26 protein-coding genes are annotated in these 26,940 nt (G+C 56.1%); 19 read left to right on the forward strand and 7 right to left on the reverse strand.

From position 1 onward, the window contains the following. Positions 1 to 106 precede the first annotated feature (106 nt). The 5 genes from malK (at position 107) to ubiA (ending at position 5,209) form a co-directional block, all read left to right on the forward strand. Positions 107 to 1,216: a maltose/maltodextrin ABC transporter ATP-binding protein MalK gene (gene malK, locus KOSB73_RS02845; protein WP_004097762.1), complete on the forward strand. Its 1,110-nt coding sequence runs from the start codon at positions 107 to 109 to the stop codon at positions 1,214 to 1,216. Positions 1,217 to 1,314: 98 nt separating this feature from the next. Beyond that, positions 1,315 to 2,601, forward strand: a complete 1,287-nt coding sequence (locus KOSB73_RS02850; RefSeq protein ID WP_004137578.1) for a maltoporin — start codon at positions 1,315 to 1,317, stop codon at positions 2,599 to 2,601. A gap of 107 nt (positions 2,602 to 2,708) precedes the next feature. Then, entirely contained in the window at positions 2,709 to 3,641 is a 933-nt protein-coding gene (gene malM / locus KOSB73_RS02855) for a maltose operon protein MalM (protein WP_004137577.1), read from the forward strand. Between the two features lie 188 nt (positions 3,642 to 3,829). Beyond that, positions 3,830 to 4,327: a chorismate lyase gene (ubiC, locus tag KOSB73_RS02860; protein ID WP_004137576.1), complete on the forward strand. Its 498-nt coding sequence runs from the start codon at positions 3,830 to 3,832 to the stop codon at positions 4,325 to 4,327. A gap of 12 nt (positions 4,328 to 4,339) precedes the next feature. Then, the gene (gene ubiA, locus KOSB73_RS02865) at positions 4,340 to 5,209 is read left to right on the forward strand and encodes a 4-hydroxybenzoate octaprenyltransferase (protein WP_024360182.1); all 870 of its coding nucleotides are present in this window, start codon (positions 4,340 to 4,342) and stop codon (positions 5,207 to 5,209) included. Between the two features lie 98 nt (positions 5,210 to 5,307). Here ubiA and plsB read toward each other — a convergent pair whose 3' ends face one another. Next, positions 5,308 to 7,731, reverse strand: coding sequence for a glycerol-3-phosphate 1-O-acyltransferase PlsB (gene plsB / locus KOSB73_RS02870; RefSeq protein ID WP_004137573.1), 2,424 nt, complete (start codon positions 7,729 to 7,731; stop codon positions 5,308 to 5,310). Positions 7,732 to 7,860: 129 nt separating this feature from the next. Here plsB and KOSB73_RS02875 point away from each other — a divergent pair, with 129 nt between their 5' ends. The 4 genes from KOSB73_RS02875 (at position 7,861) to KOSB73_RS02890 (ending at position 10,695) form a co-directional block, all read left to right on the forward strand. Continuing rightward, positions 7,861 to 8,229 (forward strand): diacylglycerol kinase, encoded by a 369-nt coding sequence (locus tag KOSB73_RS02875; protein WP_004137572.1) that lies wholly within the window; start codon positions 7,861 to 7,863, stop codon positions 8,227 to 8,229. 122 nt (positions 8,230 to 8,351) lie between these two features. Then, the gene (gene lexA, locus KOSB73_RS02880; protein ID WP_004097774.1) at positions 8,352 to 8,960 is read left to right on the forward strand and encodes a transcriptional repressor LexA; all 609 of its coding nucleotides are present in this window, start codon (positions 8,352 to 8,354) and stop codon (positions 8,958 to 8,960) included. Between the two features lie 72 nt (positions 8,961 to 9,032). Continuing rightward, a complete protein-coding gene (gene dinF / locus KOSB73_RS02885) occupies positions 9,033 to 10,349 on the forward strand; it encodes an MATE family efflux transporter DinF (RefSeq protein WP_024360183.1) in 1,317 nt (438 codons plus the stop codon). A gap of 136 nt (positions 10,350 to 10,485) precedes the next feature. Next, entirely contained in the window at positions 10,486 to 10,695 is a 210-nt protein-coding gene (locus KOSB73_RS02890; protein ID WP_004137568.1) for a CsbD family protein, read from the forward strand. Positions 10,696 to 10,785: 90 nt separating this feature from the next. Here the strand turns inward: KOSB73_RS02890 and zur are convergent, their stop codons facing one another. Beyond that, positions 10,786 to 11,301, reverse strand: coding sequence for a zinc uptake transcriptional repressor Zur (zur, locus tag KOSB73_RS02895; RefSeq protein WP_004137565.1), 516 nt, complete (start codon positions 11,299 to 11,301; stop codon positions 10,786 to 10,788). Positions 11,302 to 11,493: 192 nt separating this feature from the next. Here zur and KOSB73_RS02900 point away from each other — a divergent pair, with 192 nt between their 5' ends. From KOSB73_RS02900 to pspG, 3 genes are all read left to right on the forward strand, one after another. Next, positions 11,494 to 11,982: a cupin domain-containing protein gene (locus KOSB73_RS02900; RefSeq protein WP_004127806.1), complete on the forward strand. Its 489-nt coding sequence runs from the start codon at positions 11,494 to 11,496 to the stop codon at positions 11,980 to 11,982. Between the two features lie 104 nt (positions 11,983 to 12,086). Continuing rightward, complete coding sequence (gene dusA, locus KOSB73_RS02905; protein WP_024360184.1) at positions 12,087 to 13,085, forward strand: tRNA dihydrouridine(20/20a) synthase DusA; 999 nt, start codon at positions 12,087 to 12,089, stop codon at positions 13,083 to 13,085. 140 nt (positions 13,086 to 13,225) lie between these two features. Beyond that, on the forward strand, positions 13,226 to 13,468 hold the full coding sequence (pspG, locus tag KOSB73_RS02910; RefSeq protein ID WP_004137559.1) for an envelope stress response protein PspG: 243 nt from the start codon (positions 13,226 to 13,228) through the stop codon (positions 13,466 to 13,468). A gap of 178 nt (positions 13,469 to 13,646) precedes the next feature. Here pspG and KOSB73_RS02915 read toward each other — a convergent pair whose 3' ends face one another. Continuing rightward, positions 13,647 to 14,630 (reverse strand): quinone oxidoreductase, encoded by a 984-nt coding sequence (locus KOSB73_RS02915; protein WP_098140213.1) that lies wholly within the window; start codon positions 14,628 to 14,630, stop codon positions 13,647 to 13,649. A gap of 61 nt (positions 14,631 to 14,691) precedes the next feature. Between KOSB73_RS02915 and dnaB the strand changes: the two genes are divergently transcribed. The 6 genes from dnaB to KOSB73_RS02945 all read left to right on the forward strand — a co-directional run bounded on the left by dnaB (position 14,692) and on the right by KOSB73_RS02945 (position 20,565). Next, entirely contained in the window at positions 14,692 to 16,107 is a 1,416-nt protein-coding gene (dnaB, locus tag KOSB73_RS02920; RefSeq protein WP_024360186.1) for a replicative DNA helicase, read from the forward strand. 145 nt (positions 16,108 to 16,252) lie between these two features. Further along, positions 16,253 to 17,332 carry an alanine racemase gene (gene alr / locus KOSB73_RS02925; protein ID WP_004137549.1) on the forward strand — a complete coding sequence of 360 codons (1,080 nt, stop codon included), beginning with the start codon at positions 16,253 to 16,255 and terminating at the stop codon, positions 17,330 to 17,332. A gap of 214 nt (positions 17,333 to 17,546) precedes the next feature. Next, positions 17,547 to 18,740: an aromatic amino acid transaminase gene (gene tyrB / locus KOSB73_RS02930; protein ID WP_064411557.1), complete on the forward strand. Its 1,194-nt coding sequence runs from the start codon at positions 17,547 to 17,549 to the stop codon at positions 18,738 to 18,740. Positions 18,741 to 18,937: 197 nt separating this feature from the next. Then, a complete protein-coding gene (gene aphA / locus KOSB73_RS02935; protein WP_004137547.1) occupies positions 18,938 to 19,651 on the forward strand; it encodes an acid phosphatase AphA in 714 nt (237 codons plus the stop codon). Positions 19,652 to 19,792: 141 nt separating this feature from the next. After that, on the forward strand, positions 19,793 to 20,209 hold the full coding sequence (locus tag KOSB73_RS02940; protein WP_024360189.1) for a secondary thiamine-phosphate synthase enzyme YjbQ: 417 nt from the start codon (positions 19,793 to 19,795) through the stop codon (positions 20,207 to 20,209). 2 nt (positions 20,210 to 20,211) lie between these two features. Continuing rightward, positions 20,212 to 20,565 carry an MmcQ/YjbR family DNA-binding protein gene (locus tag KOSB73_RS02945; RefSeq protein ID WP_004127822.1) on the forward strand — a complete coding sequence of 118 codons (354 nt, stop codon included), beginning with the start codon at positions 20,212 to 20,214 and terminating at the stop codon, positions 20,563 to 20,565. An 8-nt stretch (positions 20,566 to 20,573) separates the two neighbouring features. On the opposite strand, the gene KOSB73_RS30770 is transcribed toward KOSB73_RS02945, so the two are convergent. From KOSB73_RS30770 to uvrA, 3 genes are all read right to left on the reverse strand, one after another. Then, on the reverse strand, positions 20,574 to 20,738 hold the full coding sequence (locus KOSB73_RS30770) for a hypothetical protein (RefSeq protein WP_004137542.1): 165 nt from the start codon (positions 20,736 to 20,738) through the stop codon (positions 20,574 to 20,576). Between the two features lie 35 nt (positions 20,739 to 20,773). After that, the gene (locus tag KOSB73_RS02955) at positions 20,774 to 21,004 is read right to left on the reverse strand and encodes a hypothetical protein (protein WP_065365704.1); all 231 of its coding nucleotides are present in this window, start codon (positions 21,002 to 21,004) and stop codon (positions 20,774 to 20,776) included. A gap of 132 nt (positions 21,005 to 21,136) precedes the next feature. Beyond that, entirely contained in the window at positions 21,137 to 23,962 is a 2,826-nt protein-coding gene (uvrA, locus tag KOSB73_RS02960) for an excinuclease ABC subunit UvrA (protein ID WP_004097797.1), read from the reverse strand. A gap of 246 nt (positions 23,963 to 24,208) precedes the next feature. On the opposite strand from uvrA, the gene ssb1 reads away from it, so the two are divergent. Beyond that, complete coding sequence (gene ssb1 / locus KOSB73_RS02970; protein ID WP_004097799.1) at positions 24,209 to 24,736, forward strand: single-stranded DNA-binding protein SSB1; 528 nt, start codon at positions 24,209 to 24,211, stop codon at positions 24,734 to 24,736. 86 nt (positions 24,737 to 24,822) lie between these two features. On the opposite strand, the gene KOSB73_RS02975 is transcribed toward ssb1, so the two are convergent. Continuing rightward, positions 24,823 to 26,349, reverse strand: a complete 1,527-nt coding sequence (locus KOSB73_RS02975) for an MltF family protein (protein ID WP_098140214.1) — start codon at positions 26,347 to 26,349, stop codon at positions 24,823 to 24,825. Positions 26,350 to 26,940: the final 591 nt, after the last annotated feature.

A 26,940-nucleotide genomic window follows, 5' to 3' on the forward strand; every position in this document is an offset into this window, starting at 1 on the left:
ATGAAAAAGCCGGGGGGTGGAGGATTTACCAGACTAATGAATGCCGCATAGTCACCCCATCTTGAATGTGTCGTTAAGTGACAGGTTGTAACGAAGGGAGAAGGGCATGGCGAGCGTACAGCTGCGAAATGTAACGAAAGCCTGGGGTGACGTGGTGGTATCAAAAGATATCAATCTCGAGATCCAGGATGGGGAGTTCGTCGTGTTTGTTGGGCCATCAGGCTGCGGCAAATCCACCCTGCTGCGTATGATTGCCGGGCTGGAAACGGTGACCAGCGGCGATCTGCTGATTGGCGATACCCGAATGAATGATGTCCCGCCCGCCGAGCGCGGTATCGGGATGGTGTTTCAGTCTTATGCGCTTTACCCCCATCTTTCCGTCGCGGAAAACATGTCTTTTGGCCTGAAGCTGGCTGGCGCCAAAAAAGAGCTGATTAACCAGCGCGTGACCCAGGTGGCGGAAGTGCTGCAGCTGGCTCACCTGCTGGAGCGTAAACCGAAAGCGCTTTCCGGTGGTCAGCGTCAGCGCGTGGCGATTGGTCGTACCCTGGTGGCTGAACCGCGCGTTTTCCTGCTGGATGAACCGCTCTCTAACCTTGATGCCGCGCTGCGCGTACAGATGCGCATTGAGATTTCCCGTCTGCATAAGCGTCTTGGCCGCACGATGATTTACGTGACCCACGACCAGGTCGAAGCGATGACCCTCGCCGACAAAATTGTGGTGCTCGACGCCGGTCGCGTCGCGCAGGTCGGCAAGCCTCTCGAACTCTATCACTACCCGGCGGATCGCTTCGTCGCGGGCTTTATCGGCTCGCCGAAGATGAACTTCCTGCCGGTTAAGGTCACCGCTACCGCCATTGAGCAGGTGCAGGTGGAGCTGCCGAACCGTCAGCAGGTCTGGCTGCCGGTGGACAGCGCCCGTGTTCAGGTCGGCGCCAACATGTCCTTAGGTATTCGCCCGGAACATCTGCTGCCCAGCGATATCGCCGACGTCACCCTTGAAGGTGAAGTTCAGGTGGTCGAACAGCTCGGCCACGAAACGCAAATTCATATCCAGATCCCATCCATCCGTCAAAACCTGGTTTACCGCCAGAATGACGTGGTGCTGGTAGAAGAGGGAGCCACATTCGCCATCGGTTTGCCGCCGGAGCGCTGCCATTTATTCCGTGAGGATGGCACCGCTTGTCGTCGGCTGCATAAAGAGCCGGGCGTGTAAGGCTTCCCATTAAAAAAAACGTGCACCCTGCAGCGTCGAAAAACAGGCGCAACAACAGGCGAAGCGTTCAAAGAAAAGCAATGATCTCAGGAGATAGAATGATGATTACTCTGCGCAAACTTCCACTGGCGGTCGCCGTTGCGGCAGGCGTTATGTCTGCTCAGGCGCTGGCCGTTGATTTCCACGGCTATGCTCGTTCTGGTATCGGCTGGACCGGCAGCGGCGGTGAACAACAGTGCTTCCAGGCAACCGGCGCTCAAAGTAAATACCGTCTGGGTAACGAATGTGAAACCTATGCGGAACTGAAGCTGGGCCAGGAAGTATGGAAAGAAGGTGATAAGAGCTTCTACTTCGATACCAACGTCGCTTACTCTGTGTCACAGCAGAACGACTGGGAATCCACCAGTCCGGCATTCCGTGAAGCTAACGTGCAGGGTAAAAACCTGATCGAATGGTTGCCAGGCTCCACCATCTGGGCCGGTAAGCGCTTCTACCAGCGTCATGACGTTCATATGATCGACTTCTACTACTGGGATATTTCTGGTCCTGGTGCGGGTATTGAAAACATCGATCTGGGCTTCGGTAAACTCTCTCTGGCAGCAACGCGTTCTTCTGAATCCGGCGGCTCCGGCACCTTCGCCGATCGCGACAAGTTCGGTAATCGCGTCTATGACAATATCGTGCCGAATGATGTATTCGACGTGCGTTTAGCCGGTCTGGAAACTAACCCGGGCGGCACGCTGGAACTGGGCGTTGACTACGGCCACACAAACATCCCTGATGATTACTCACTGCAGCCGGGCGCTTCCAAAGACGGCTGGATGCTCACCGCTGAGCATACTCAGAGCATGCTGAAAGGCTTTAACAAATTTGTTCTGCAGTATGCGACTGACTCTATGACCTCCAGCGGTAAAGGTGTTCCGCAGGGCGGCAGCATTAATAACGATGGATCTATGTGGCGCGTGTTGGACCACGGTGCGATCTCTCTCGGCGATAGCTGGGATCTGATGTACGTCGGTATGTACCAGGATATCGACCGCGACAACAACAATGGTACCCAGTGGTGGACCGTCGGCGTTCGTCCAATGTACAAGTGGACGCCTATCATGAGCACCCTGATGGAAATCGGCTACGACAACGTCAAATCTCAACGCACCAGCGATCGTAACAGCCAGTATAAAGTAACTCTGGCACAACAGTGGCAGGCTGGGGACAGCATCTGGTCCCGTCCGGCAATCCGCGTATTCGCAACGTACGCCAAATGGGATGAGAAATGGGGCTATAACGATAGCGGCGTAGCGTACAACGACACCAGCGCTAAAACCTTTAGCCGTGGCGATAACGACGAGTGGACCTTCGGTGCCCAGATGGAAATCTGGTGGTAATCGAATCTAACCGTTCGTAACTAAAAGAGGGGCGTAAGCCCCTCTATCTTAGGCCCAGCGCGCTATTGCCTGGCTACCGCTTGGCCACTGGAATTGAGGTGATAACAATGAAAATGAAGAAAAGTCTCGTTGCCCTCTGCCTGTCCGTCGGCCTGATGGCCTGCGTACCCGCAGTCAGTTTTGCTGATGTTAATTTCGTGCCGCAGAACACCTCTGCCGCGCCGTCGATTCCGGCCTCTGCGTTGCAGCAGCTAACCTGGACTCCGGTCGATCAATCCAAAACGCAGACGACAAAGCTCGCCGTGGCCGGACAGACGCTCAATGTCCCCGGTATCAGTGGCCCGGTCGCCGCATACAGCGTTCCGGCGAATATTGGCGAGCTCAATATTACGTTAACCAGCGAAGTGGAAAAACAAACTGCGGTATATGCGCCGAACGTGCTGATTCTTGACCAAAATATGACGCCATCCGCGTTCTTCCCCAGCAGCTACTTTACCTATCTTGAACCGGGAGTGATGAGTTCAGATCGTCTGGAAGGCGTAATGCGCCTGACTCCGGCGCTGGGACAGCAGAAAATTTATGTGCTGGTTTTTACCACGCCGCAGGATTTGCAGCAGACCACTAAATTAATCGATCCGGCGAAGGCTTACGCCAAAGGTACCGGCAATGCGGTGCCGGATATTCCGGATCCCATCGCGAAACACGTTACAAACGGTACCATTAGCCTGAAGGTGAAAACCTCTACCGCCTCCAGCGTACTGGTTGGCCCGTTGTTCGGTTCGTCAGGTCCGGGGCCTGTTACCGTCGGTAATACCGCTGCTCCTGCCTATAGCGCGCCGGTCGCCGCTCCGGCCCCGGCTCCAGCGGCGAAAAGCGAACCGATGCTCGACGATACCGAAACCTACTTCAACAACGGTATCAAGCAGGCGGTTGCGAAAGGCGATATCGACAAGGCCCTGAAATTGATGAACGAAGCTGAACGTCTTGGCTCGAAATCTGCTCGTTCCACCTTTATCAGCAGTGTAAAAGGCAAGGGGTGACCGTCTCCCCGCAATGCTGATGTTTAGGCACAGCCTTTAGGTGCGTCCGTTCGGGCGCACTTTTTTTTAGCGCGCGGCGGCCTCTGTTGCACGGCTGTTGCGCGGATGATCGTATATTGACGTTTGCCCGCCCCCCATCCTCCATTCTGCGATACAATACCTTTACGTTATGTACCGGAGATTCAGGCATGCCACATTCCGCGCTTACGCAACTGCGTGCGCTGCGTTATTTTGCCGAGATACCCCCGCTGGATGCGCATCTGCGCGACTGGCTATTGCTGGAAGACTCAATGACCAAACGCTTTGAGCAGCAGGGGAAGAAAGTCAGCGTCATCATGGTTAACGAAGGCTTTGTTGGATGCGAGGCGCTGGCCGGTGAGGAGTCCCTGTTACCGAGCGAACCCCGCTACTGGCTGCGGGAAATCATTCTTTGCGCCAACGGTGAACCCTGGCTGGCCGGTCGCACCATCGTGCCGGAATCAACGCTGAGCGGCCCTGAACTGGCGCTACAACAGCTGGGACAAACGCCGTTGGGCCGCTATCTCTTCACGTCATCGACGCTAACCCGCGATTTTATTGAAATTGGTCGTCATGCAGAGCTGTGGGGGCGCCGTTCCCGCCTCCGGTTGAGCGGCAAACCGCTGCTGCTGACGGAACTGTTTTTGCCTGCATCGCCGTTGTATTGAGAGGAAAATGAAATGGAGTGGAGTCTGACGCAGAACAAGCTGCTGGCGTTTCATCGCCTGATGCGTACTGACAAACCGATCGGCGCGCTGCTGCTGCTGTGGCCGACGCTGTGGGCGCTATGGGTGGCGACGCCGGGGATACCGCCGCTATGGATCCTCGCCGTTTTCGTCGCCGGCGTCTGGCTGATGCGCGCCGCAGGCTGCGTGGTCAACGACTATGCCGATCGCAAGTTTGACGGTCACGTCAAACGTACGGCCCGCCGCCCGCTGCCGAGCGGCGATGTGAGCGAAAAAGAGGCGCGAACGCTGTTTGTCGTGCTGGTGCTGCTTTCATTCCTGCTGGTGTTGACCCTGAACACCATGACCATTCTGCTGTCGATAGCGGCGCTGGCCCTGGCGTGGGTGTATCCGTTTATGAAACGCTACACCCACCTGCCGCAGGTCGTACTGGGCGCGGCGTTCGGCTGGTCGATCCCGATGGCGTTTTCGGCGGTGAGCGAGTCGCTGCCGCTGAGCTGCTGGCTGATGTTCCTCGCCAATATCCTGTGGGCGGTGGCCTACGACACCCAGTATGCGATGGTCGATCGCGATGATGACGTCAAAATCGGTATCAAATCGACGGCGATCCTGTTTGGCGACAACGATCGCTTAATCATTGGTATCTTACAGGTGGCGGTACTGGGCCTGATGGCCGCGGTGGGCTGGCTGAGCGGGCTGGGCTGGGAGTATTACTGGTCGTTGTTTATCGCCGCGGCGCTGTTCGCCTGGCAGCAGAAGCTAATATTTAAACGCGAACGCGATGCCTGCTTTAAGGCGTTTATGAACAATAACTACGTTGGGCTGGTGCTGTTTCTTGGCCTGGCGATGGGATATATGCAGTAGCGCTGTGGGTTTCCCGGCTTGCGGCGTAAACGCCAAAGCCGGGCTACAAAACCGCATGGTCCGGTAGCCCGGCGCAGGCCGGGATATCTTGTTAAACGTTACGCTTCATCCTGGGTAACGCTTTCAATCGTTAACCGCACATCAGAAGTAATCAGATCCGCCAGCATGCGGTAGATCTTCAACGTCTCTTCCGGCTCGGCGTCGCCGGTATCGCTGATATAGCCTTCGTCGCGCAGGGTCAGCACCAGCGTGCTGAACACCGCTTTATCGAAGAACTCCGGCGCATTGATGCCGTGCAGAACGGACAGGCGCTGCGCCACGGTGCGGCTCTCTTTCTCCAGCGAACTGCGGTTGATTGACGGGTTGGCGCTCAGCAGCCAGAAGGTGATGGCGTAGCGCTGCAGCGTTTCGCGCGCGCCTGCGGCCAGCAGCTGCAGAGAACGGGCGTGAGACGGATTAACGCTCACCTCATCGTCGTTCAGGGCGATCAGACCCTGACGCTGCATCTCGGCGATCAGCGCATCGACGACGCCCGCCAGCTCCGCTTTTTCCCAACGCAGGAACAGCTCGGCCTTGAGGAACGGATAGAACATCTCGACGTGACGCAGAATTTCGGCGCGGGTAATACGACGATGCTGAGTGACGATGGCGGCTAACAGCGACGGCATCACCAGCATATGGGCGATGTTGTTGCGGTAATAGGTCATCAGGACGGCCTGCTCGCGCGGCAGAATGATGATATCGCCAATCGTATCTTTCTCGACTTCGAACTTGTTCATCTGCAGCGCGTGGTCGATAAGCTCGCTGGCTGAGGCCGCAGGCGTGGTCGCATCCGCTGAATATGGCACGTTGCGCAGCAGGGCGAGATAGCACTCCAACTGCTCGGTGAGCTGCTCGCGGGTCAGCGAACGCTGACGCGACGCCAGCAGCGCGGTACAGCACAGGTTCATGGCGTTTGCCGCGCCGGCATTATTGATGCGTACCATCAGATCCGAGGCGATGTTATTCACCGTCGGCGTCAGCCAGGAAGGACGGACCGCTTCGATAGGGTCGATAGATTCGCGCCAGTCCGGCACGTGCTGGTTCAGATAGGCCATCAGCGGCAGCGGTTCGCCGAAGTTAACGTAGCCCTGGCCGAGATTGCGCAGCTTGCTCAAGCCGCGCAGCATCTGCGGCAGACTCTCTTTCTCTTTCGTCGCGCCGCGCAGCTCTTTGGCGTAGGTGCCGACCTCCATCACGTGCTCGTAGCCGATGTAAATCGGCACCAGGGTGATAGGGCGGTTACCGCCGCGCAGCATCGCCTGGATGGTCATCGACAGGGTGCCGGTTTTCGGATCCAGCAGACGACCGGTACGTGAACGACCGCCCTCAACGAAGTACTCCACCGAATAGCCGCGGCTAAACAGCTCGCCAAGATATTCGCGGAATACGGTTGAGTAGAGCTTATTGCCCTTGAACGTGCGGCGAATAAAGAACGCGCCGCCGCGACGGAAAATCGGCCCGGCGGGCCAGAAGTTCAGGTTGATGCCGGCAGCGATATGCGGCGGCACCAGGCCCTGATGATAAATGACGTAAGAGAGCAGCAGATAGTCCATATGGCTGCGGTGGCACGGGACGTAGACTATCTCGTGGCCTTCGTGCGCCAGCTGGCGGACACGCTCGGCGTTATGGACGTTGATACCCTGATACAGCCGGTTCCAGGTAAAGCCCAGCACGCGGTCGGTCAAGCGAATCATCTCATAGGAGAAGTTCGCGGCGATCTCTTCCATCAGGGCGATAGCGTTTTGCTGAGCCTTCTCATGGGAAATTTTCTTGCTGCGCGCTTCGTCTTCTACCGCGCGGGCAATGGCTTTTGATGCCAGCAGTTTATTAAACAGATCCTGGCGCGCAGGCAGGCGCGGGCCAACCGCCGCCAGGCGCTGGCGGGCGAAGTGCATGCGCGCCACGCGGGCCAGCTTCTGAGCGATAGTTTTATCGGTACCGTGCTCGTCCGCCATCTTGCGCAGCGAGACCGAAGGCGAGAAACGGACGAAGCTATCGCGGCCCAGCCACAGAACGGCGAAGAATTTTTGAATGCCGTTGAGCATACGCAGCGGCGGGTTAACCTCGCCTTTTTCACGCCCCGGCGCGCGACCGAACATCACCGAAACCGGCACCATCTGCACGTCAAGATCGGGATGATTGCGGTGTAAATCCAGATAGTCGTGAAAGAGCTTGATAGACTCTTCTTTCGGCGTGTAATAGGTGAACACGCGCGGCCCGCCGTGGATAAATACGTAGCGCGGAAGCAGGGCGCCGTCGATCTCGAGCGGCTCCAGCGGGTCCGGTAACTCATGTTCCAGACATTGCGCGCGCAGCGTCAGCAGGTCCGCCTTCGAATTGTAGGGCAGGACGTACATAATGGGACGCGAGGTATCCAGGCCTAATTCCTGCGCAGGTTGCGCCGGAATCGACTTGCTTTTTACCAGCGCCCTTAATGGTAAATTCAGTAATTTATAGTAAATTCGTTGCCAGCCAGACATAGACGATGTGAAGCCTCTGGTTAATCATGCAAATGCGCCGCAAGAATAACAGAAAGTGCGCAAAATTTCCGTTGTAACGCGGCAAACGCGTACACTCATTGACGTCATTTACATAAAAAGGTTTGTTTGATGGCCAATAATACCACTGGGTTAACCCGAATTATTAAAGCGGCCGGGTATTCCTGGAAAGGATTCCGTGCGGCGTGGGTCAATGAGGCCGCATTTCGTCAGGAAGGCATCGCGGCCATTATTGCCGTGGCGATCGCCTGCTGGTTGGACGTCGATGCCATCACGCGGGTGCTGCTCATTAGCTCGGTCCTGTTAGTGATGATAGTTGAAATTATCAATAGCGCGATTGAGGCGGTGGTTGACCGTATCGGTCCCGAGCATCATGAGCTTTCGGGGCGAGCGAAAGATATGGGATCGGCGGCGGTACTGCTGGCGATTATCATCGCGCTGATCGCGTGGGGAACGCTGCTGTGGGCGAACTACCGCTAAGTCTTGTCGTAGCTGCTCGCAAAACGGAAAGAAACTCCTGATTTTTGTGTGAAATGTGGTTCCAAAATCACCGTTAGCTGTATATACTCACAGCATAACTGTATATACACCCAGGGGGCGGAATGAAAGCGTTAACGACCAGGCAGCAAGAGGTGTTTGATCTCATTCGGGATCATATCAGCCAGACGGGCATGCCGCCGACGCGTGCGGAGATTGCTCAGCGCTTGGGGTTTCGCTCCCCAAACGCGGCGGAAGAGCATCTGAAAGCGCTGGCGCGTAAAGGCGCAATCGAGATCGTTTCCGGCGCCTCCCGCGGTATTCGTCTGCTGACGGAAGAAGAAACCGGTCTGCCGCTTATTGGCCGCGTCGCGGCAGGTGAGCCGCTGCTAGCGCAGCAGCACATTGAAGGCCACTACCAGGTGGACCCGGCCATGTTTAAGCCGAACGCCGATTTTCTGCTGCGTGTTAGCGGTATGTCGATGAAGGATATCGGTATTCTCGATGGCGACCTGCTGGCTGTCCATAAAACGCAGGATGTGCGCAATGGTCAGGTGGTTGTGGCGCGTATCGACGAAGAAGTGACCGTGAAGCGTCTGAAAAAACAGGGTAACGTCGTGGAATTGCTGCCGGAAAACAGCGAATTCTCGCCGATCGTGGTCGACCTTCGCGAACAAAGCTTTACTATTGAAGGCCTGGCCGTCGGCGTTATCCGCAACGGCAACTGGCAATAATCTCTTCATCTCGCAGCATCATCATCTGAAGCATGATGCTGCGTCGTTTTTCCTCATTTAGGCGCTTTCTCCATGCTTTTTAACGCCGCCGACAAAGCCCTGTGGCGCTTAGCGCTGCCCATGATCTTCTCCAATATCACCGTTCCGCTGCTGGGGCTGGTGGATACCGCCGTTATTGGTCATCTCGACAGCCCGATTTATCTGGGCGGCGTGGCGGTTGGCGCAACGGCGACCAGCTTCCTCTTTATGCTGCTCCTTTTTCTGCGTATGAGCACCACCGGGCTGACGGCGCAGGCGTTTGGCGCCAGGGATCCGCAGCGGCTGGCGCGCGCGCTGGTGCAGCCGCTGGGCCTGGCGCTGGCCGCCGGGCTGGCGATTGTGCTTTTCAGGATCCCGTTGATAAACCTGGCGCTGCATATTGTCGGCGGTAGCGAAGCGGTGCTTGAACAGGCCCGACGCTTCCTTGAGATTCGCTGGCTAAGCGCGCCGGCCTCGCTGGCGAATCTGGTTCTGCTGGGTTGGCTGCTGGGCGTACAGTACGCCAGAGCGCCGGTGATTCTGCTGGTGGTCGGCAACGTCCTCAACATTGTGCTCGATTTATGGCTGGTGATGGGCCTGCATATGAACGTGCAGGGGGCGGCGCTGGCGACGGTCATGGCAGAATACGCCACTTTCTTTATCGGACTGCTTATGGCGCGGCGCGTACTGGCGCTGCGCGGCGTATCCCTGTCGATGCTGAAAAACGCCTGGCGCGGCGATATACGCCGTCTGCTGGCGCTGAATCGCGACATCATGCTGCGCTCGCTGCTGCTACAGCTCTGCTTCGGGGCGGTGACGGTATTTGGCGCCCGCCTCGGCGCCGATATCGTCGCGGTCAATGCGGTCCTCATGACGATGCTGACCTTTACCGCCTATGCGCTGGACGGCTTTGCCTATGCCGTTGAGGCACACTCCGGGCAGGCCTACGGCGCGCGTGACGACAGCCAACTGCTTGCGGTCTGGCATGCGGCCTGCCGCCAGTCAGGGTTGGTGGCGCTGGCGTTTGCGCTGATTTACGGCCTTGCCGGTGAACAAATTATCGCGTTGCTGACCTCGCTGCCTTCGCTACAGCAGTTGGCCGATCGCTATCTGGTCTGGCAGATGATCCTGCCGGTCATCGGCGTTTGGTGTTACCTGCTGGACGGTATGTTTATCGGCGCGACGCGCGGCGCGGAGATGCGCAACAGCATGGCGGTCGCGGCGGCAGGGTTTGCCCTGACGCTGTTAACCGTACCGGCGCTCGGTAACCACGGGCTGTGGCTGGCGCTGGCGGTATTTCTCGCCCTGCGCGGCGCTTCCCTGGCGGTTATCTGGCGGCGGCACTGGCAGCGTGGAACCTGGTTTTCATAGTGCATTTAGTTCATCTGATGGTTAAAGATTCCGAATAATAAATCTTACTCAGAATACTCATCTATAGTTAAGTCATGTCCGGTACACAGCGGGCTGTTCATTCACCGAACGATAACCGAACGATGAGGAATGCATGATGAATAAAGACGAAATCGGCGGTAACTGGAAACAGTTCAAAGGTAAAGCGAAAGAAAAATGGGGCAAGCTGACCGACGATGACATGACCGTCATTGAAGGCAAACGCGACCAGCTGGTGGGCAGAATTCAGGAACGTTACGGTTACGCCAAAGACCAGGCAGAGAAAGAAGTGACCGACTGGGAAACCAAAAACGACTATCGCTGGTAGCGAAAACGCCGTGTTTTAACCCACTGTTATTGCTTGCACGATCGGTACATGGAGGTGCCGATACCCTTGTTTCCCGCTGCGGCTAACGCCTCAGCGGGCTTTCTTTTTGATCTGGATGGTATGGTCGTGGTGGCAGTGGCCCGGCGTACTGCAGGCTTCCACTTCAACGCAGGCGGCGCACAGGCCGTGAGCCTCAATGACGTTGTGGCGTAGAGCGAACCCCATTCTTGCCGCCAGCGTATGCATAATATCTTCGACGCCTTCCGCACACTCTTCCTTGACGCCGCCGCAGCGGTCGCAGATAAACATCGCCGAGCTGTGGGTTGGCTGATCGAAAAGGTGACACAGCACGTAGCTATTGGTGGATTCCACCTTATGTACGAACCCTTGCTCCAGTAAAAACTCCAGCGCCCGGTATACCGTCGGCGGTTTCGCCTGAGGTTCTTTTTCACGAAGGAGATCGAGCAGGTCATAGGCGCTGATTGCCCCTTGCTGCAGGCTCATCAAACGCAATACTTCGAGGCGCTGCGGGGTCAGGCGCACGCCACGCTGCGCGCACAGCTTTTCAGCATGCGCTAACATTTGTTGCGAAGTGGTCTTATCCATGAGCGTCCTCTGGTCGCGTGAATCTGAAACTGTTACTTTATCACGATACCGGTAAAACGCCGAGACCCGGCGGGATATAGCCGTCACACTTCGTGTGACATGTGCGTTGGTCGCCCCGGTCATACGCTTCTGGGGCGCGCTATCTTGCCGCCTTATGCTATACCTGAAGCATCTCATTTTCGGGAGAAAACGATGAAACGACCTGATTGCATACGACACTGGCGTGAACTGGAAGGTGCGGATGATTCCACCTATCCCGACAGTACTGAGCTTTTCTCCATCGGCGCGCCGCTGGCGCGCGGCCTGCGGCTGAATCGTCTGGGGATCCACCATGAACGTCTGCCGCCCGGGCGTCGTACCTCTTACCCGCATGCGGAAAGCGATGAAGAAGAGTTCATCTACGTGCTGGACGGCTATCCTGAGGTGTGGATTAACGGCTACCTCTGGAAGCTGGAGCCGGGGGATAGCGTCGGTTTTCCTGCCGGAACCGGCATTTGCCACACCTTCCTCAATAACACCGAGCAGGAGGTGCGCCTGTTAGTCGTTGGTGAGGCAAATAAGAAATTCAATCGCATCTACTACCCGCTGAACCCCGGCTATGCCGCCACGCGTCAGGATCGCTGGGTTGACCATCCGCCGCAGTTTTTTGGCCCTCACGACGGGAAGCCGCGGAAAATATAGCGTTTATGGCGGGATAAAAAAGGTGAGCGCTGACGCTATGCGTCAGTGGTTTATCTTTGTGCTATAGTAGCGCCCCTTTTTACCCGGATGCTTATTTATTCGCCATGATGTCAGAATCAACGCCTACTGCTTTCGCCGCTCACCGTTTTTCCATCGCGCCGATGCTCGACTGGACCGACAGACACTGCCGTTATTTTCTGCGTCAGCTGTCGCGCCATACGCTGCTGTATACCGAAATGGTGACCACCGGTGCGATTATTCACGGCAAGGGCGACTATCTGGCCTACAGCGAAGAAGAGCATCCGGTCGCCCTGCAGCTCGGCGGCAGCGATCCGGCTGCGCTGGCGCACTGCGCGAAGCTGGCGCAGGCGCGCGGCTATGATGAAATTAACCTGAACGTCGGCTGCCCGTCCGATCGCGTGCAGAACGGTATGTTTGGCGCCTGCCTGATGGGGAACGCGCAGCTGGTTGCCGACTGCATTAAAGCGATGCGCGACGTCGTATCGATCCCGGTCACGGTGAAAACCCGTATTGGCATTGATGACCAGGACAGCTACGCGTTTCTGTGTGATTTTATCGAAACGGTATCCGGGAAAGGCGAATGCGAGATGTTTATCATCCACGCGCGCAAAGCCTGGCTTTCAGGTCTGAGCCCCAAGGAAAACCGCGAGATCCCGCCGCTGGATTATCCGCGCGTCTACCAGCTTAAACGTGATTTCCCGCATCTGACCATGGCGATTAACGGCGGCATTAAGTCGCTGGAAGAGGCAAAGCTGCATCTTGAGCATATGGACGGCGTGATGGTCGGTCGTGAGGCTTATCAGAATCCGGGCATTCTGGCCGCGGTGGATCGGGAAATTTTCGGCGTGGACGGCGTTGATGCCGATCCGGTCTCCGTGGTCCGGGCGATGTATCCCTACATCGAGCGCGAGCTTAGCAACGGGACTTATCTGGGACATGTGACACGCCATATGCTGGGGCTGTTTCAGGGGATCCCCGGCGCGCGCCAGTGGCGTCGCTATCTGAGCGAAAATGCGCATAAAGCCGGGGCGGATATCAACGTGCTGGAACAGGCGCTGAAGCTGGTTGCCGATAAGCGTTAGTTTTTCGCTAAAACCTGGTCAAATTCACCACGCCCTGCACGTATCGTGTTGGGCGTTTTTGTTTTTATTCAATAAGTTATATTTGGCACGATTTTTGTAATATCCGGCAAGGTAGATAAAATTTCTTTAGGGGAAAGACGATGCTGGAACTCTTATTTGTAATTGGCTTTTTTGTCATGCTGTTGGTCACCGGCGTGTCGCTGCTGGGCATTATTGCCGCGATTGTGGTCGCGACCGCGCTGATGTTCGTCGGCGGTCTGTTTGCGTTAATGATTAAACTGCTGCCGTGGCTGCTGCTGGCCATTGTCGTGGTTTGGGTGATTCGGGCGATAAAATCGCCAGCCGCGAACCGCTATCGCGGTAATAACCGCTGGCGTTACTAAGGTATTGAGCGGTATGTCACAACCTGAAGATTTTTGCATAAAACAGCGTAGGCTTTGCTTATTAAATCTGTCACTATTAGCGCGTTAACGAATTCATCGCGCTGTACCCTACATACAGCCGAACAAAAAAAAGTAAGGGCTTCCCATGTGGAAGCCCTAAACTTTTGTGCTCCGGCCATTACGGCAAGAGCAAGCTCGAACCCTGCGTCGCCCGGCTTTCCAGCACCTCATGCGCGCGTCTGGCGTCGGTTAACGCATATTTTTGACTCTCCGCGACATCCACTTTTATCACGCCGCTGGCGATCAGCGAGAACAGCTCGTTGCTGGCTTCCGTCAGCTCTTCACGCGTGGTGATATAGCCCTGCAGAGAAGGGCGGGTGACGTACAGCGAACCCTTTTGATTGAGGATCCCGAGGTTGACGCCGGTCACCGGGCCGGAAGAGTTGCCGAAGCTTACCATCAGCCCCCGACGCTGCAGGCAGTCAAGTGAGGCTTCCCAGGTATCTTTACCGACGGAATCATACACCACGCGGACTTTCTTACCGTCGGTGATCTCTTTCAGGCGCTCGACGATATTCTCTTCGCGATAGTTAATGATCTGCCAGGCGCCGGCCTGTTTAGCGCGTTCTGCTTTTTGCGCGCTGCCGACGGTACCGATCAGTTTAGCCCCCAGCGCTTTTGCCCACTGGCAGGCGATGAGCCCGACGCCGCCGGCCGCCGCATGAAACAGGAACGGCTCGCCCGCTTTGATTTCGTAGGTTTTACGCAGCAGGTAATAGACCGTGAGCCCTTTCAGGAATGAGGCCGCCGCCTGCTCGAAAGAGATTGCGTCCGGCAAAATAGCGGCCTTATCGGCGGGGACGTTGTGCACGGCGCTATAGGCCCCCAGCACCGATTGCGCGTAGACCACCCGATCGCCGGCTTTAATATGCTTCACGCCGCTGCCAACTTTGCTCACCACGCCAGCGGCTTCGGTGCCCAGACCGCTCGGCAATGATGGCGGCGGGTAGAGGCCGCTGCGGATATAGGTATCAATGTAGTTGATGCCGATGGCCTTATTCTCTACCTGAATTTCGTGCTCTGCGGGATCTTTCGGCGTGAACTCTACCGCTTGCAGAACTTCAGGCCCTCCGTGCTGGTGAAATTCAATTCGTGTTGCCATGCTTCCCCCATAAATGTGGTAATCTTTCGACCCATTCACTATCTCGGTAACTCCATTCACTATGGCAGGAAATAAACCCTTCAACAAACCACAGACTGAACCCCGCGTGCGAGACTATCCGCTCGATGGGTTGAAGGTCCCGCCGCACTCGATTGAAGCGGAACAGTCGGTGTTGGGCGGTTTAATGCTGGATAACGAACGCTGGGACGACGTTGCCGAGCGCGTTGTTTCGGAAGATTTTTATACCCGTCCGCATCGCCATATTTTCACCGAAATGGCGCGTCTGCAGGAGTCTGGCAGCCCGATTGACCTGATTACGCTCGCGGAATCGCTGGAGCGTCAGGGTCAGCTGGACAGCGTCGGCGGCTTCGCCTATCTGGCCGAACTATCGAAAAATACGCCAAGCGCGGCGAATATCAGCGCCTATGCCGATATCGTTCGTGAACGCGCGGTCGTACGCGAAATGATCTCCGTGGCGAATGAAATCGCCGAAGCCGGTTTCGACCCCCAGGGCCGCACCAGCGAAGATCTGCTCGACCTCGCCGAATCCCGGGTGTTTAAAATTGCCGAAAGCCGCGCGAATAAAGACGAAGGGCCGAAGAATATCGCCGAGGTGCTGGACGCCACCGTGGCGCGTATTGAGCAGCTGTTCCAGCAGCCGCATGACGGCGTCACCGGGGTGAATACCGGCTATGACGATCTCAATAAAAAGACCGCCGGTCTTCAGCCGTCAGACCTGATTATCGTCGCTGCGCGTCCGTCGATGGGTAAAACGACCTTTGCGATGAACCTCGTGGAAAACGCGGCGATGCTGCAGGATAAGCCGGTACTCATCTTCAGTCTCGAGATGCCCTCGGAGCAGATTATGATGCGTTCTCTGGCCTCGCTGTCGCGCGTTGACCAGACCCGCATTCGTACCGGCCAGCTGGATGACGAAGACTGGGCGCGTATTTCCGGCACCATGGGGATCCTCCTGGAAAAGCGCAATATTTATATCGATGACTCCTCCGGCCTGACGCCGACGGAAGTGCGCTCCCGTGCGCGGCGTATTGCCCGCGAGCACGGGGGGATCGGGCTTATCATGATCGACTACTTGCAGCTGATGCGCGTGCCGTCGCTCTCCGATAACCGTACGCTGGAAATCGCCGAAATTTCGCGCTCGCTCAAGGCGCTGGCGAAGGAGCTGCAGGTGCCGGTGGTGGCGCTGTCGCAGCTTAACCGCTCGCTGGAACAGCGTGCGGATAAGCGTCCGGTGAACTCCGACCTGCGTGAATCCGGCTCCATTGAGCAGGACGCCGACTTAATCATGTTTATCTACCGTGACGAGGTTTATCACGAGAACAGTGATTTAAAAGGCATCGCCGAAATTATTATTGGTAAACAGCGTAACGGCCCTATCGGGACGGTGCGCCTGACGTTTAACGGTCAGTGGTCGCGTTTTGATAATTATGCTGGGCCACAATACGACGACGAATAAATCTCCGTCATCCTTCATGCCGCAGATGCGTTGACTACGCCTGTTCACCCCGGTCACTTAGTTTACTAAGCTCCCGGGGATTCTCAGGCTTGTCGCCTTCCTGCAACGCGAAGGATTCAGGAGATTCTTTTATTAAGGAATTCAAATGCAAGCGGCAACTGTAGTCATTAACCGCCGCGCTCTGCGACACAACCTGCAACGTCTGCGTGAACTGGCGCCCGCCAGCAAACTGGTTGCGGTGGTGAAAGCGAACGCCTACGGACACGGTCTTCTTGAGACCGCGCGAACGCTCCCTGACGCCGATGCTTTTGGCGTCGCCCGTCTTGAAGAAGCCCTACGCCTGCGCGCGGGCGGTATCGCCCAGCCGATTCTCCTGCTGGAGGGGTTCTTTGAGGCCGCCGACCTGCCGGTGATTTCCACCCAGCGCCTGCACACGGCGGTACACAGCCCGGAACAGCTGGCGGCGCTGGAGGAGGCAGATTTACCCGAGCCGGTCACCGTATGGATGAAGCTGGATACCGGGATGCATCGATTAGGCGTTCTGCCCGAACAGGCCGAAGCGTTTTATCAGCGTCTCAGCCAGTGTAAAAACGTCCGCCAGCCGGTCAACGTGGTCAGCCATTTTGCCCGTGCGGATGAGCCCGAGTGCGGCGCGACCGAACGTCAGCTGGATATCTTTACCACCTTCACGGAAGGGAAACCGGGGCTGCGCTCTATCGCCGCATCCGGCGGTATATTGCTGTGGCCGCAGTCGCATTTCGACTGGGCGCGTCCGGGGATCATTCTCTACGGCGTGTCGCCGCTCGACGGTGGCTCTACCGGCGCGGACTTTGGCTGCCAGCCGGTGATGTCTCTGACCTCGAGCCTGATCGCGGTGCGCGAGCATAAAGCCGGGGAGCCGGTGGGCTACGGCGGAACCTGGATCAGCGAGCGTGATACGCGTTTAGGGGTGGTGGCGATGGGCTACGGCGATGGTTATCCGCGCGCCGCGCCGTCCGGAACTCCGGTGCTGGTCAATGGCCGCGAAGTGCCGATTGTCGGACGCGTGGCGATGGATATGATTTGCGTCGATCTCGGGCCCGAAGCGCAGGATAAATCGGGCGACCCGGTCGTGCTGTGGGGCGAAGGCCTGCCCGTCGAGCGTATTGCCGCAATCACAAAAGTAAGTGCTTACGAACTTATTACCCGCCTGACTTCGCGGGTATCAATGAAGTACGTGGATTGATTTCAGCCAGCGCTCTTTCTCCCGGTGACGGCTGACGCCTTACCGGGGCTACGGGTTCGCTACCGGCTGCGGGCCGGTAGCCAGGATAAGGCGTTTTAAGCCGCCATCCGGGATGGGCGATCAAACCCAGCCATACGCCAACATCCTCTCGACCTTCTTTCACATCCGGTTTATTGTGTTATGACGAGCCCATGTAAACCTGGAGAAACATCCCGTGTTTCAGAAAGTTGACGCCTACGCTGGCGACCCCATTCTCTCCCTGATGGAGCGTTTCAAAGACGATCCGCGTAGTGACAAAGTAAATCTCAGCATCGGTCTTTATTACAACGAGGACGGGATTATTCCGCAGCTGCAGTCGGTTGCCGCAGCGGAGGCGCGCCTCAATGCCCAGCCGCACGGCGCCTCGGTCTATTTACCGATGGAAGGGCTGAACACCTATCGTCACGCTATCGCGCCGCTGCTGTTCGGCGCCGATCATCAGGTGCTGGCGCAAAATCGCGTGGCCTCCATTCAAACGCTGGGCGGTTCCGGCGCCCTGAAGGTGGGCGCTGATTTCCTGAAACGCTACTTCCCGGGCTCGCGCGTATGGGTGAGCGACCCGACGTGGGAAAACCACATCGCTATATTTGAAGGGGCAGGATTCGAAGTAAGTACTTACCCTTGGTTTGATGAGAAGACCAATGGCGTGCGTTTCGCGGCGTTCCTGGAAAAACTCAATTCGCTAGCGGAGCGCGATATCGTGCTGCTGCATCCGTGCTGCCATAACCCAACGGGAGCCGATCTCAGCAACGCCCAGTGGGATCAGGTGGTTGAGGTACTGAAAGCGCGTAATTTGATTCCTTTCCTCGATATCGCCTATCAGGGCTTTGGCGCCGGAATGGAAGAGGATGCTTACGCTATTCGCGCCATTGCGAACGCCGGTATGCCAATGCTGGTCAGCAACTCGTTCTCAAAAATCTTCTCCCTGTACGGTGAGCGCGTTGGCGGGCTGTCGATCGTCTGTGAAGACGCTGAAACCGCGATTCGCGTGCTGGGGCAATTAAAAGCGACCGTACGTCGCAACTACTCCAGCCCACCGAACTTTGGCGCGCAGGTGGTTGCTGCGGTGCTGAGCGACAGCGAGCTGAAAGCCTCATGGCTGGCGGAAGTGGAAGGGATGCGTACCCGTATTCTGGCCATGCGTCAGGAGCTGGTTAATGTGCTTAAAGAGACGGTGCCGGGCGGTAATTTTGACTATCTTCTGAAGCAGCGCGGAATGTTTAGCTATACCGGGTTCAGCCCGGCCCAGGTCGACCGCCTGCGCGATGAGTTTGGCGTCTACCTGATTGCCAGCGGCCGCATGTGCGTCGCGGGGCTGAATTCACGCAACGTACAGCGCGTGGCGCAGGCCTTTGCCGCGGTAATATAAATCCTTACTGACCGCTTTTACCCTCGCCAATATTTTGGTGAGGGTAATTCCCTCCCTGAAGTGTGATCATTCTCTTTTTATATGACATCTGAGCAGAAAAACCTTCCTATCCGCCTCAGCGGGGGGTAAGGTCTTGGTGCATTAATAAGCGTACACATTATTGAAAACTATAACGATTCGATTATTTAGGGAAAAATATGCGCAAGATCACCCTGGCCTTTGGGGCCATCTGCTTACTGTTCACGCTAAATAGCTCTGTCGTTGCTCGCGCCTCCACACCGCAGCCGCTGTGGACGGGCACCAATATGGCGAAACTCGCCGAACAGGCGCCAATACATTGGGTTTCCGTGGCTCAGATTGAAAATAGCCTGCTGGGACGCCAACCGATGGCGGTCGGCTTTGATATTGATGATACCGTCCTGTTCTCCAGTCCGGGCTTCTGGCGCGGGCAGAAAACCTATTCACCCGGCAGCGATGACTACCTGAAAAATCCGCAGTTCTGGGAAAAAATGAACAACGGCTGGGATGAATTCAGCATGCCGAAAGAGGTGGCGCGCCAGCTGATTGCGATGCATGTGAAGCGCGGCGATAGCATCTATTTTGTCACCGGACGCAGCCAGACCAAAACCGAAACGGTATCAAAAACCCTGCAAGACGATTTTCTCATCCCGGCAGCGAACATGAATCCGGTTATTTTTGCCGGCGATAAGCCTGGTCAGAACACCAAAACGCAGTGGCTGCAGGAGAAGGGCATTAAAGTCTTCTACGGCGATTCGGATAACGATATTTCTGCCGCCCGTGAGGTTGGCGCACGCGGGATCCGCGTCCTGCGGGCATCCAACTCTTCCTATAAGCCGCTGCCGATGGCGGGCGCTCAGGGAGAAGAGGTGATTGTGAATTCAGAATATTAAGCTGACGACGGCTTAATTATGAATTGCTAAAACGGCAGCCAGCGAGCTGCCGTTTTTTTGTGCAAAATAGCGTGCCAAAGGTTTTACCTTTTCGCTTATTGCTGCACACTTAGGAAGGTTCATTAGTAGAAGGAGTCGCCTATGTGGCATCAGCAAACCCTGACGTTAGGCCCAAAATCACGGGGCTTCCATCTGGTCACTGATGAAATTCTCGGTCAAATCCGTGAACTGTCGCGGGTGAAAACGGGCCTGCTGCATTTGCTGCTCCAGCATACATCTGCTTCCCTGACGCTTAATGAAAACTGCGATCCGACCGTCCGTTACGATATGGAGCAGCATTTTCTTACTGCCGTACCGGATAACGCGCCGTATGAACACGATTATGAAGGTCCTGATGATATGCCTTCGCACATTAAGTCGTCGATGTTGGGCGTATCGCTGATGCTGCCCGTTCGGGATGGGCGCGTCAGGCTGGGGACCTGGCAGGGTATCTGGCTCGGGGAGCATCGTATTCATGGCGGATCGCGCCATATCATCGCGACGCTGATGGGGGAATAAAAATGACAATTTCGGATTTATTGCAGTACTGCATGGCTAAGCCGGGCGCGGAACAAAGCGTACATAGCGACTGGAAAGCGACGCAAATCAAAGCGGCTGACGTACTGTTTGCGATGATAAAAGAGGTGGAGGACAACCGGCCCGCGGTCTCGTTAAAAACCAGCCCCGAGCTCGCAGAGCTGCTGAGGCAGCAGCATCGCGATGTGCGCCCCAGCAAACATCTCAATAAAGCCCACTGGAGCACGGTGTTTCTTGATGGCTCCTTGCCTGATTCACAAATTTACTATCTGGTGGATGCGTCATATCAGCAGGCGCTTGATTCTCTTACTGAGAACAAGCGTAAGCTGTTGTCATAAAGCGATATTCAACCCAGCAGCGCCATATCGATCAGACGAAGCAGCGTCGACTGAAGATGCGTCTGCATGGCGATATGCGCGTTGTTGGCGCGAATGCGGGCAATATCGCGCTGCCCTTGCAGAAGCAGAGCCAGGTCGTCATGGGTTAACCAGCCGCGCGTTTTCTCCTGCACGCGTAGATTATTCTGTCATAGCGCATCGCTATCGCTTAACGCCAGGCTAACTTGCTGACGAATCTGGCGATCTTCTTGCCTGAGTCATTGTCGGTCGACCGGCGCGGCCGCTGCATCGCTGATGAACTGCAGATAAGTTCTTCCAGCACCAGCACCAGCAGCTGCTGATATGCCGTGCTGCTGTAGCTATCAACCCAACTGCAGGCGGTCATCAAAAACAGCGCCGCGGCGAGGGGCAGGCGATAAACTCCAGGCTGTAAATACATGATGCATCCTGCAATTTATGGCTGTGGTGCTATCTGATAACAGATGCCGTCCGGCCGCAAATCACAAAATATCAGCGGGAAAAAATGAGAGGAAATGATGCCTCTTCCCGGGACGGGAAGAGGCAGATGAGATTACTTCAGCATGGGCTTGAGGAAGCGAGCCGTATAGGAGGCCTCGCACTCGGCGACCGTTTCCGGGGTACCGGAAACGAGGATCTCCCCGCCGCCGCTTCCGCCCTCCGGCCCAAGGTCAACGATCCAGTCAGCCGTCTTGATGACGTCCAGGTTGTGTTCAATCACCACGATGGTATTGCCCTGGTCGCGCAGCTGGTGCAGAACTTCCAGCAGCTGCTGAATATCGGCAAAGTGCAGACCGGTGGTCGGTTCATCAAGGATATACAGCGTTTGCCCGGTACCGCGTTTGGACAGCTCGCGCGCCAGCTTGACGCGCTGTGCTTCGCCGCCGGAGAGGGTAGTCGCTGACTGGCCCAGACGAATATAGGTCAGGCCGACGTCCATCAGCGTTTGCAGCTTACGCGCCAGCGCCGGTACCGCATCGAAGAACTCACGCGCTTCTTCGATGGTCATATCCAGCACTTCATGAATCGTTTTGCCTTTGTACTTTATCTCCAGCGTTTCGCGGTTATAGCGCTTGCCTTTGCACTGGTCGCACGGCACGTAGATATCCGGCAGGAAGTGCATCTCGACTTTGATCACGCCGTCACCCTGGCAGGCTTCACAGCGACCGCCGCGCACGTTAAAGCTGAAGCGGCCCGGCGTGTAGCCGCGCGAACGCGATTCAGGTACGCCGGCAAACAGTTCACGGACCGGCGTAAAGACGCCGGTGTAGGTTGCCGGGTTAGAACGCGGCGTACGACCGATGGGGCTCTGGTCGATATCAATGACTTTGTCGAAATGTTCCAGCCCCTGCACGTCGCGGTACGGCGCCGGTTCGGCGATAGTGGCGCCGTTGAGCTGACGCTGGGCAATCGGGAACAGCGTGTCGTTGATCAGCGTGGATTTACCCGACCCGGAAACGCCGGTAATGCAGGTGAAGAGGCCTACCGGCAGCGTCAGGGTCACGTCTTTCAGGTTATTGCCGCGCGCGCCGGACAGCTTCAGCACTTTCTCCGGATTGGCGGGCACGCGCTGTTTCGGCACTTCGATTTTACGCTTGCCGCTCATGAACTGGCCGGTCAGCGATTCCGGCACCGCCATAATATCTTCCAGCTTGCCTTCGGCCACGACCTGACCGCCGTGTACCCCGGCGCCCGGGCCGATATCGATAACGTGGTCGGCGGCGCGAATAGCGTCTTCATCGTGCTCAACGACGATCACGGTGTTGCCGAGATTTCGCAGATGGATCAGGGTGCCAAGCAGGCGTTCGTTATCGCGCTGGTGCAGGCCGATAGAGGGCTCATCCAGTACGTACATCACGCCGACCAGGCCCGCGCCGATCTGGCTGGCGAGGCGGATACGCTGCGCTTCGCCGCCGGAGAGGGTTTCCGCCGAACGGGAGAGCGTCAGGTAGTTCAGACCGACGTTGACGAGGAACTTCAGGCGATCGCCAATCTCTTTCAGAACTTTTTCAGCAATTTGCGCACGCTGGCCGGAGAGCTTCAGGTTGTTGAAGAAGTCCATCGCGTGGCCGATGCTCATGTCCGAGATGGTCGGCAGCGGGGTATTTTCCACGAACACGTGCCGCGCTTCGCGCTTCAGGCGGGTCCCTTCACAGCTGGTGCAGGGACGGTTGCTGATGAATTTCGCTAACTCTTCACGTACCGCGCTGGATTCCGTCTCTTTATAACGGCGTTCCATGTTATGCAGCACGCCTTCGAACGGATGGCGGCGCACCGAGGTATCGCCGCGATCGTTCATATATTTGAATTCAATATTCTCTTTGCCTGAGCCGTACAGGACCACTTTTTGTACGCTGCTATTCAGCGTGCCCCAGGGGGCTTCAACATCGAATTCATAATGTTCCGCCAGCGACTTCAGCATCTGGAAGTAGTAAAAATTGCGCCGATCCCAGCCGCGAATCGCCCCGCCCGCCAGCGACAGCTCAGGGTTCTGAATCACGCGTTCCGGGTCAAAATACTGCTGCACGCCGAGGCCGTCGCAGGTCGGGCAAGCGCCCGCCGGGTTGTTGAAGGAGAACAGGCGCGGTTCCAGTTCGCGCATGCTGTAGCCGCAAATCGGGCAGGCGAAGTTGGCGGAAAACAGCAGCTCTTCAGCTTTCGGATCGTCCATATTGGCGACGATGGCGGTGCCGCCCGACAGCTCCAGCGCGGTTTCAAAAGACTCGGCCAGGCGCGTGCTGAGATCGTCGCGCACCTTAAAGCGGTCAATCACCACTTCAATAGTGTGTTTCTTCTGCAGCTCCAGCTTTGGCGGATCGGAGAGATCGCAGACCTCGCCGTCGATCCTCGCGCGGATGTAGCCCTGCCCGGCAAGGTTTTCCAGGGTTTTGTTATGTTCGCCTTTGCGCTCTTTAATGATTGGCGCCAGCAGCATCAGGCGCTGGCCTTCAGGCTGGGAGAGCACGTTATCGACCATCTGGCTCACGGTCTGCGCCGCCAGCGGGACGTCGTGATCCGGGCAACGCGGCTCGCCGACGCGAGCGTACAGCAGGCGCAGGTAGTCGTGAATTTCGGTAATGGTGCCTACCGTTGAACGGGGGTTGTGGGACGTTGATTTCTGTTCAATGGAAATCGCCGGCGACAGCCCTTCAATATGGTCGACATCGGGTTTCTCCATCAGCGACAGGAACTGCCGCGCGTAGGCGGAGAGCGACTCAACGTAGCGACGCTGCCCTTCGGCATACAACGTGTCGAAAGCCAATGAGGATTTGCCTGAACCCGAAAGCCCGGTGACGACAATGAGTTTGTCGCGCGGGATGACGAGGTTGATATTTTTGAGATTGTGGGTGCGGGCGCCCCGAACTTCGATCTTATCCATTCACCTTTCCCGGTAGATACGCGGATTGCCTGGTTTGTTAGAAGGACAAACGGCAGAAACGGCTAATTATGACACAATTTAACCTGTTTGAATATACAGTATTGGAATGCATTTTCCGGCGGGATGTGTAAAAATGTCGCACCGCGAGAGTTATCTGGAACCTACTTCCCAGCTATCAACATAGCACCTGGAAATGGTACACTCGCGCGTTTACACTATTAAGAAACGCATTCAGGAGACACAAACATGGCCAGCAGAGGCGTAAACAAGGTGATTCTCGTCGGTAATCTGGGCCAGGACCCGGAAGTACGCTACATGCCGAGTGGTGGCGCAGTTGCCAACATTACGCTGGCTACTTCCGAATCCTGGCGTGATAAAGCGACCGGTGAGATGAAAGAGCAGACCGAATGGCACCGCGTTGTGCTGTTCGGCAAACTGGCGGAAGTGGCCGGCGAGTATCTGCGTAAAGGTTCTCAGGTCTACATTGAAGGCCAGCTGCGTACGCGTAAATGGACTGACCAATCCGGTCAGGAAAAATACACCACCGAAGTTGTGGTTAACGTTGGCGGCACGATGCAAATGCTCGGCGGTCGTCAGCAGGGCGCAGGCGCCCCGGCAGGCGGCGGTCAGCAGCAGGGCGGTTGGGGTCAGCCTCAGCAGCCGCAGGGCGGAAACCAGTTCAGCGGCGGCGCGCAGTCTCGTCCGCAGCAGCAGGCTCCGGCAGCCCCTTCCAATGAGCCGCCGATGGACTTTGACGACGATATCCCGTTCTAATCGCGATTAACCGTTGTGAAGTCAGTTCTGAAAAAGCCCCAGCCCGGGGCTTTTTCTATTTTGAAACGCGGTTTTTCAGCGCTATTTCACCGTGAAGCGGGCGTGGCCGCAGCGGCTGGCGTAGCTGTCGCCAGCTGCTTGCGCGCCATTTCATCCACAATCAGCCGGTAAGCGATGTAATATTTATAGATATTGCTGACATAGCTTACGGTCTCGGAACCGATCTTCTCGGCGGCCAGATACTCCACGTTGCCAAACCAGACGTTTGGATCAAAACCGCGTTTTTTGGTATCCGCCCGTAGCCGGGCAATGCGCGCGGGGCCCGCGTTATAGGAGGCGAACGAGAAAAGCGCCTTATCAAGCTGGGTCATCGGTTCATCGCCATAATAGCGGTCTATCATCCAGCGCATATATTTCACCCCGGCATGAATATTGGGGTCGAGCAGTTTAATATCGCCGACGTTCAGCTCCCTGCCGGTGCCCGGCATTACCTGCATAACGCCAATTGCGCCGACGTGGCTACGTACAGACTGATTAAGCCGCGACTCCTGATAGCCCTGCGCCGCCATCAGCAGCCAGTCAACGTCGTAGCGATCGCCATATTTGCGGAAGATCTCCACCATGGTCAGAAATTTACGCCGCTCTTTTTGCGCTGCCGCGTTTTTAACGTATCGGGCATCCTTCAGGTAGCGCAGCAGAATCGTATTACCCAGCTTGCTGCCCTGACGATTTTTGTTGATGAATTCATTAAGCAAGGCCAGCAGCTGCGGGCTGTTGTTGCGTACCGCCCAGCCGATATTGCCTTCGTTGCGCAGAATGATGTTTTGATGAACCTGAATGCTGGGGAAGACCTGCTTCCAGAACAGTGCCTTGTGGCGGTCGACGACGGTCAAGGGAATCAGGCCCGCGCTGAGCATCTCTATCAGATCTTCATCCTCCAGCGCTTCGGGCGCCGATGTGAGGGTGATGGGAGGCAAAGATTGCTGCGCAAAGCGCGCGTTGAGCGCAACCAGGCTCTCGTAATAGCTCGATGAGGTACGCACAAAGACCGTTTTACCGGAAAGCTGCTGCAGATTTTCCACTTTGGGGGAACCCGGGCCGGAAAGGAGCAGCTCCTGAACGTGAGAGTATATCGGCGCGGTAAAGGTCATCTCCTGCTGGCGGGCAGCGGTCTCCGTCAGGTTGGCGGCGATAATATCCCCTTTACCGGCGTTAAGCGCGCTGATGAGCTGGTCGCGGGCAACTGGCACAAAGATGATACGGACCTTAAGATGACGATGTTTAAGCTTTTTCTCCTTCGCCAGGCTTTGGTTAAGGCTACGTTCAAATTCCATAAAAATATCGTGAGTGGCGCCACGCTGAGTGCCTTTGTTAATAAAGAAAAAGGTTTTGCTGAAGGTGGTTAATACGCGAATAGTTCGCCGGTCGAGCATTCCGGGTAAATCTCCCTTCCAGGGCTGTAGCATATCGTCAACGTCGACCTTCAGGGCCTCTCGTTCCTCTGGCTCTGACAGTTTGTTCTCAGCGGCGGCGTAAACGGAGGTGAAGCATAGCAGGGCGGCAAAGCATGCGAGCCCGCCGACAAGGTATCGATAGAACGATGAAGTGTTCATGGCGCGGTGCTCCGCAGGGGGATTTTCTTATTTTAGTCAATTCCACGCCGTTAGCATCCCCGGCGATCGCGTATGCGAGTCGGCTAGTCCGCTATTTTAATTATTCTATTAATTTACAATGACGATATTTATCGTGAAATAATAAACCCACACGCCCTAATTAATTATGGAGATAATATGTCTGAATTGTGTTTTTTTAATGTGGATATACTTCAGTTATTTAACTGTTCTAAAAATAAAAAACGACTTTAGCTCTCTTATCTTTTTGTTTTTATTGATTTGTTAAAAATTATCCGTGCGGTGGATAATTATCCACTTGATAATAAATCTCATTTCTAATAACGTTGTGTGGCACAAGACTCCTATTACTGCTGTTCGGCGAATGCTGTCAAAGAATAGCACGGTGCGTTTATTTCTTCATTTTTGCCAGAGTAATAAATCTATTTTGGCTGCTCATTATTTATTGCTATTCCGCTATTTAAGCGGGAGGGCCCGGCTACGCCAAAAGCAGAGATACTGCGCTTGCATAAAAGTCATTACCGTTGTTTATCTGACTGATGAAGAAGACGTGCCCCGACAGCTAAAAAGAAA

This window comes from Klebsiella grimontii (genome assembly GCF_900200035.1).
In the GTDB taxonomy this organism is placed as follows: Bacteria; Pseudomonadota; Gammaproteobacteria; order Enterobacterales; family Enterobacteriaceae; genus Klebsiella; species Klebsiella grimontii.

Coding starts and splice junctions, on each gene's coding strand:
- malK (WP_004097762.1), top strand. CDS start 107: ATGGCGAGCGTACAGCTGCGAAATGTAACGAAAGCCTGGGGTGACGTG.
- KOSB73_RS02850 (WP_004137578.1), top strand. CDS start 1,315: ATGATGATTACTCTGCGCAAACTTCCACTGGCGGTCGCCGTTGCGGCA.
- malM (WP_004137577.1), top strand. CDS start 2,709: ATGAAAATGAAGAAAAGTCTCGTTGCCCTCTGCCTGTCCGTCGGCCTG.
- ubiC (WP_004137576.1), top strand. CDS start 3,830: ATGCCACATTCCGCGCTTACGCAACTGCGTGCGCTGCGTTATTTTGCC.
- ubiA (WP_024360182.1), top strand. CDS start 4,340: ATGGAGTGGAGTCTGACGCAGAACAAGCTGCTGGCGTTTCATCGCCTG.
- plsB (WP_004137573.1), bottom strand. CDS start 7,731: ATGTCTGGCTGGCAACGAATTTACTATAAATTACTGAATTTACCATTA.
- KOSB73_RS02875 (WP_004137572.1), top strand. CDS start 7,861: ATGGCCAATAATACCACTGGGTTAACCCGAATTATTAAAGCGGCCGGG.
- lexA (WP_004097774.1), top strand. CDS start 8,352: ATGAAAGCGTTAACGACCAGGCAGCAAGAGGTGTTTGATCTCATTCGG.
- dinF (WP_024360183.1), top strand. CDS start 9,033: ATGCTTTTTAACGCCGCCGACAAAGCCCTGTGGCGCTTAGCGCTGCCC.
- KOSB73_RS02890 (WP_004137568.1), top strand. CDS start 10,486: ATGAATAAAGACGAAATCGGCGGTAACTGGAAACAGTTCAAAGGTAAA.
- zur (WP_004137565.1), bottom strand. CDS start 11,301: ATGGATAAGACCACTTCGCAACAAATGTTAGCGCATGCTGAAAAGCTG.
- KOSB73_RS02900 (WP_004127806.1), top strand. CDS start 11,494: ATGAAACGACCTGATTGCATACGACACTGGCGTGAACTGGAAGGTGCG.
- dusA (WP_024360184.1), top strand. CDS start 12,087: ATGATGTCAGAATCAACGCCTACTGCTTTCGCCGCTCACCGTTTTTCC.
- pspG (WP_004137559.1), top strand. CDS start 13,226: ATGCTGGAACTCTTATTTGTAATTGGCTTTTTTGTCATGCTGTTGGTC.
- KOSB73_RS02915 (WP_098140213.1), bottom strand. CDS start 14,630: ATGGCAACACGAATTGAATTTCACCAGCACGGAGGGCCTGAAGTTCTG.
- dnaB (WP_024360186.1), top strand. CDS start 14,692: ATGGCAGGAAATAAACCCTTCAACAAACCACAGACTGAACCCCGCGTG.
- alr (WP_004137549.1), top strand. CDS start 16,253: ATGCAAGCGGCAACTGTAGTCATTAACCGCCGCGCTCTGCGACACAAC.
- aphA (WP_004137547.1), top strand. CDS start 18,938: ATGCGCAAGATCACCCTGGCCTTTGGGGCCATCTGCTTACTGTTCACG.
- KOSB73_RS02940 (WP_024360189.1), top strand. CDS start 19,793: ATGTGGCATCAGCAAACCCTGACGTTAGGCCCAAAATCACGGGGCTTC.
- KOSB73_RS02945 (WP_004127822.1), top strand. CDS start 20,212: ATGACAATTTCGGATTTATTGCAGTACTGCATGGCTAAGCCGGGCGCG.
- KOSB73_RS02955 (WP_065365704.1), bottom strand. CDS start 21,004: ATGTATTTACAGCCTGGAGTTTATCGCCTGCCCCTCGCCGCGGCGCTG.
- uvrA (WP_004097797.1), bottom strand. CDS start 23,962: ATGGATAAGATCGAAGTTCGGGGCGCCCGCACCCACAATCTCAAAAAT.
- ssb1 (WP_004097799.1), top strand. CDS start 24,209: ATGGCCAGCAGAGGCGTAAACAAGGTGATTCTCGTCGGTAATCTGGGC.
- KOSB73_RS02975 (WP_098140214.1), bottom strand. CDS start 26,349: ATGAACACTTCATCGTTCTATCGATACCTTGTCGGCGGGCTCGCATGC.